The sequence below is a fragment of the Falsiruegeria mediterranea M17 genome (assembly GCF_900302455.1).
In the GTDB taxonomy this organism is placed as follows: Bacteria; Pseudomonadota; Alphaproteobacteria; order Rhodobacterales; family Rhodobacteraceae; genus Falsiruegeria; species Falsiruegeria mediterranea.
The window spans coordinates 1-1256 of the sequence record NZ_ONZG01000041.1 but is presented as its reverse complement, the minus strand read 5'-3'; the positions used below and the strand labels follow the sequence as shown (position 1 = coordinate 1256).

Here is a 1256-nt window from a genome sequence, read left to right as displayed (position 1 = left end):
GACTGAACCGAGGTTCAACGGGCCGATGGCCCGCTCACCCCGATCCAGACATCATTCTTTTTGTTTGGTCCGCCCAACATCCCTGACCGTGGCGGTCAACCTTGGGCCATCCCCAAAATAAGCCACCAATTTCCCCTGTCTCGCAGGCGAGCCATTCCTCGCGGGGCAAATTGGCGTCTGATTTGGGCGCAGACATTTTCTTCGCAAATGTGGCCGATTGACAGCCCCGTTCAGGGCCGTGGGTCGGGCTTTGCCCTCTCCCACTCTGTTCCGCCGAATACATGCGTATTCGGTCAGATCAGGTGGCCGAGGCGCAGCCCATCGGCGGAAGGGGGCGCGAAGCCTCACCCGCGTCACTTTGTTCGAGGAGGCCACAAATGGCACCGAAGTTTGATGTTTATGCCCATGTCACCGACACCATTATTGCAGAGATCGAGGCAGGCACGCCACCTTGGTGCAAGCCGTGGACCGGAAGCGCGTCCGGCATTGCCCTGCCAACCCGACACAATGGCGAGGAGTATCGCGGGATTAATATCCTGATGCTCTGGGTCATGGCGGCCAAGCATGGCTACGTGTCCAGCCGCTGGATGACCTACAAACAGGCGCAGGAACTGGGCGGTCAGGTCCGCAAAGGTGAAACGTCGTCGACCGTGGTCAAATACGGGACGTTCACCAGAGAGAACGAATTGGGCATTGAAGAAGAACTGCCCTATGCGCGCGCCTATCGCGTCTTCAATGCGGATCAGATCGAGGGCTTGCCGGAGGATTACTACATCCGGCCCGAGGCCCCGCGCGACCTTGGGACGACAGAAGATCCAGAGCTTGAGGCGTTTTTCAGCCGGACAGGGGCCGAGATCCTCACCACCGACGACCCGCGCGCCTATTACAGCCCCGCCAAAGATCACATCCACATGCCGCCGATTGCCACGTTTCACGATGCGGCAGGCTATTATGGGACTTTGGCCCATGAGGTGATCCATTGGACCGGCAGCGAAAAGCGGCTTGAGCGGATCAAGAAGTTTGCGAACCGCGAAGCCTATGCCTTTGAAGAGCTGGTGGCTGAAATCGGCGCTTGTTTCCTTGGCGCTCAGATCGGCGTTGCACCGGAGTTTGACCAAAGTGCGGCCTATGTCGAAGGGTGGTTGAAAGCGCTCAAAGAGGACAAGCGGGCGATTTTTCGTGCGGCATCTGAAGCGCAGAAAGCTGCCGACTTTGCTTTGCAAGCAGCAGGTCAAAGCAAGGAGGTGGCAGCATGA

Annotated in this window: 1 protein-coding gene; it reads left to right on the top strand. The window is 58.4% G+C overall.

The genetic code is table 11. The annotated features are described in order from the left end of the window. Nucleotides 1–377 precede the first annotated feature (377 nt). Nucleotides 378–1256 carry an ArdC family protein gene (locus TRM7615_RS25245; RefSeq protein WP_108792738.1) on the top strand — a complete coding sequence of 293 codons (879 nt, stop codon included), beginning with the start codon at nt 378–380 and terminating at the stop codon, nt 1254–1256.